Annotated in this window: 4 protein-coding genes; 1 reads left to right on the forward strand and 3 read right to left on the reverse strand. The window is 64.9% G+C overall.

Annotation, left to right across the window (positions count from 1 at the left end; all coding sequences use genetic code 11):
* Nucleotides 1–83: 83 nt before the first annotated feature.
* From NKJ17_RS33655 to NKJ17_RS33665, 3 genes are all read right to left on the reverse strand, one after another.
* Nucleotides 84–1,313, reverse strand: a complete 1,230-nt coding sequence (locus NKJ17_RS33655; protein ID WP_352507388.1) for an amidohydrolase/deacetylase family metallohydrolase — start codon at nucleotides 1,311–1,313, stop codon at nucleotides 84–86.
* A 22-nt stretch (nucleotides 1,314–1,335) separates the two neighbouring features.
* Nucleotides 1,336–1,701 carry a RidA family protein gene (locus NKJ17_RS33660; RefSeq protein ID WP_254817935.1) on the reverse strand — a complete coding sequence of 122 codons (366 nt, stop codon included), beginning with the start codon at nucleotides 1,699–1,701 and terminating at the stop codon, nucleotides 1,336–1,338.
* Between the two features lie 178 nt (nucleotides 1,702–1,879).
* A complete protein-coding gene (locus tag NKJ17_RS33665) occupies nucleotides 1,880–2,308 on the reverse strand; it encodes an Lrp/AsnC family transcriptional regulator (RefSeq protein ID WP_254817936.1) in 429 nt (142 codons plus the stop codon).
* A 123-nt stretch (nucleotides 2,309–2,431) separates the two neighbouring features.
* Between NKJ17_RS33665 and NKJ17_RS33670 the strand changes: the two genes are divergently transcribed.
* Nucleotides 2,432–3,535 (forward strand): saccharopine dehydrogenase family protein, encoded by a 1,104-nt coding sequence (locus NKJ17_RS33670; RefSeq protein ID WP_352507389.1) that lies wholly within the window; start codon nucleotides 2,432–2,434, stop codon nucleotides 3,533–3,535.
* Nucleotides 3,536–3,766 lie beyond the last annotated feature (231 nt).

Below are 3,766 nucleotides of genomic sequence, written 5' to 3' on the forward strand. Positions count from 1 at the left end.
GCAAGCCAACGATAGGATGGCAAACTGTTCGCGATGTCCTCGCACAGCTGTTCGCGATGTCCCCGGTCCAAACAGGGGGGAGATCACCCACGCCCGAAATGCCGGGCGGCAACCTCGACATGCGTGTCATGCGCATGCGCTTCGAAGCGCTCGGTTTCGCCGAAATCGTCCAGCGCCTCGTTCGGCCACCACGTGCCGCCGACCACAATGCCGTCAGAGACCAGCCTTTGCTCGGCGACCAACGAGGCGCCGACCGAGTCGACAAAGGTGAAGCGGCCCGGACGCAGCCGCAGCACCGCGATGTCGCCGACCGCACCAACCGCAAGCCTGCCCAAATCTGGCCTGGCGATCGCTTCGGCCGGCCGCTGTGTCGCGGCGCGCAGCACCTCGACCAGCGGCATGCCGAGAACCAGCAGCTTCGACATGCACACCAGAATGTCGAAGGCCGGCCCGTCGACGCAGTAGAGATGCACGTCGCTGCTGATCACGTCCGGCGCCAGCCCCTCGCTCAGCATCGCCTTGGCCACCTCGAAATCGAACGAGCCCATGCCGTGGCCGATATCGAAGATGACGCCGCGCTCGCGCGCCAGCCGCATGTCCGGCCGCACCGCGCCCGAAGCGAAGACCGGTGCGTTGGGAAACGGCCGGAAGCAGTGGGTGAGGATATCGCCTTTGCGCAGCCGCGGCAGCACTTCCGAGCGACCCGGCGGCGGCTCGTCTATATGCGCCATCAGCGGCAGGCCGGCCTTGTCGGCGGCTTCCAGCCCGAGATCGACCGGCGCGATGCCGCTGCTGCCGCCGGCATGGCGACCGGAGCGGACCTTGACGCCGACGATCACGTCTGCGTGCTCGCGCGCCGCGGCCACCGTCTCGCGCGGTTCGCAGAGCCTGAGGTCGCTGCATTCGCCGACCGCGACGGTCTGCGAGAAGCCGAAAATGCCGGCAAAGGAAATGTTGACGTATGCCAGGATACGGACCTTCGAGCGCTCGATGACGTGGCGGCGAAAGCCGAGGAAATTGCCGGCGCCGGCGCTTCCGGCATCGACGAAGGTGGTGGTGCCGCTCTTTGCGGCGAGCCGGTCGGCATCGACGCCGAGCGACGTGCCGCCCCAATAGACATGGCTGTGCAGGTCGATCAGGCCGGGCGCGACGATCGAGCCCGTGGCGTCGATGACGCGGGCTGCACGTTCGAAGGGGATTTCGGGGTCGATGGCGGCGATACGGCCGTCGGCAATCGCCAGATCGCGTTGTGCGTCGAGGCCGGACGCCGGATCGATGAGGCGGCCGCCCTTTATCAGGAGATCGAATTGCATTGCGCCTGTCTCCGCTTTTCCGTCAGGCCGGCCTGTAGGCGACGGCTTCGACCTCGATCTTGATGTCGATCATAAGCCGTGACTCCACCGTCGTGCGTGCCGGCGGATCTTTCGGGAAATGCCGGGCGTAGACGGTATTGAAGATGCCGAAATCGCGCGCGTCCTCGAGCCAGACCGTCGTCTTGACCACGTCGTCGAGCGTGCAGCCGGCCAGCGCCAGTGCCGCCTTGACGTTCGACAGCACCTGTTCGGTCTGCTCGGCTATGCCGCCCTTGACCACCAGCCCGTCGCTGCCGACCGGCACCTGGCCTGAGACATAGACGAAATCGCCGGCCCTGACCGCCGGCGACAACGGCACATGGGATTTTCCGAAACACTGCTTGGGCAAGGAGGCCTCCTGTCTAGGTTCTTTGGGTGAACGCGCGATGCTGCAAGAGATTGGGCGCGGCTGCACGCCATCGATCCACATTCTGAAAGCCTATATCGCTTTGCTGCGGTAACGCCAGAACGATCACCGCCCTTGGTGATCCTTCGCGCCAGCATCTGGACCCGCGACGCCAGCCGGCTCAGCGGTCGATCCGCGTCGACAGGATGATCGACGACGACGTCCGCTCGACCCCGTCCATGGCGCCGATCTGGTCGAGGAGCGTGTCGAGATCCCTGATCGACGGCGCTTCGACGACAACGATCATGTCGAAATTGCCGCTGACCGAGTGCAGGGTTCGAACCGGTGCCAGCGCCTGCAGGCTGCGCACCACCTTGTCGGCGAGCTTGGGGGTGACGGTAAGCAGGACATGCGCCCTGACCAGCCCCTGTTCGTAGTCGGGCGAAAGCCTGACACCGTAGCCGGTGATGATGCCGCGCTGTTCCAGCCGCTCGATCCGGCTCTGCACCGTGGTCCGCGACACGCCCAGCCGTCGCGCCAGTTCGGCGGTCGAGGCGCGCGCATTGATGCGCAGCAGGGAAAGCAGAGCCTGGTCGGCATCGCTTAGCATTTCGACGAACCTTGCCGGCACATTGCGCAAAGAGAGACTGCGTTTCGTACAGTCTCACGCTTCCTTTCGACAGGCAAGCTGCGATTCTAGCGATCAATCCAACGTTGGTGCGAGGGACCAGTCATGAAGGAAATCATCGTCGTCGGCGCCGGCAAGATCGGCTCGACCATTGCCGAGATGCTGGCTTCCACGGGCAACTACCATGTCACGCTCGTCGACCGCTCGGCGGCGCAGCTCGGCGCGGCCGAACTGCCTGAAACGATCGAGACGCTGGAACTCGACATCGAAGCCGCCGGCACCCTCGAAGCGGCCTTGGCCGGCAAATTCGCGGTGCTCAGCGCCGCGCCCTTCCATCTGACCACGCGCATCGCGGAGGCGGCGGCCAGTGCCGGCGTGCACTATCTCGATCTGACCGAGGATGTCGTCAGCACCAGGCGGGTCAAGGAACTGGCGCGCTCCGGCAACAGCGCCTTCATTCCGCAATGCGGCCTGGCGCCCGGCTTCATCTCGATCGTTGCCAACGACCTCGCCAGCCGCTTCGACACGCTGGAGAGCGTGCGCATGCGGGTTGGCGCGCTGCCGCAGTACCCGTCGAACGCGCTGAACTACAATCTGACCTGGAGCACCGACGGCGTCATCAACGAATATTGCGAGCCTTGCGAGGCGATCGTCGAAGGCGAGCTGATCGAGGTGCCGCCGCTCGAGGAGCGCGAGGAGTTCTCGCTCGACGGCGTCACCTATGAGGCGTTCAACACCTCGGGCGGGCTGGGCACGCTGGCCGAAACGCTGAAAGGCAGGGTGCGCACGCTGAATTACCGCACCATCCGTTATCCCGGCCATGCCGCGATCATGAAGGCGCTGCTCAACGACCTTGGCCTGCGCCACCGCCGCGACGTGCTGAAGGACATTTTCGAAAGCGCCCTGCCGGCAACGCTGCAGGACGTGGTTATCGTCTTCGTCACCGTCAGCGGCCGCAAGAACGGCCGTCTGCTGCAGGAGACCTATGCCAACAAGATCTACGCCAGGCGCGACGGCGAAAAGGTGCGCAGCGCCATCCAGATCACCACTGCATCGGCGATCTGCGCCGTGCTCGACATGCTCGCCGACGGCACCTTGCCGGCAAGAGGTTTCATCAAGCAGGAGGACATCGCGCTCGACGCTTTTCTAGCCAACCGCTTCGGCCACGCCTACGCGCAGCACGAGATGGTTAGCCGGCTTGCGGGGTGAGCTGCGTAATCTCCCCCCTCGAGGGGGAGACGTCGCCGAAGGCGACAGAGGGGGTCGCCTCACGAAGAGCGCCAACCTCCATCTGTCGCAAGGGAGGTCGCATCCAGTCGAACCGACCCCCTCTGGCCTGCCGGCCATCTCCCCCTCAAGGGCAGGGGAATCGCATATGGCGATTTTGGGGTTGAGTTTAGGCTGAGAAAGGATTCTTTGGAGAGGCAGTTGAGCGAAGGA

The organism is Mesorhizobium sp. M0208 (assembly GCF_040322015.1).
In the GTDB taxonomy this organism is placed as follows: domain Bacteria; phylum Pseudomonadota; class Alphaproteobacteria; order Rhizobiales; family Rhizobiaceae; genus Mesorhizobium.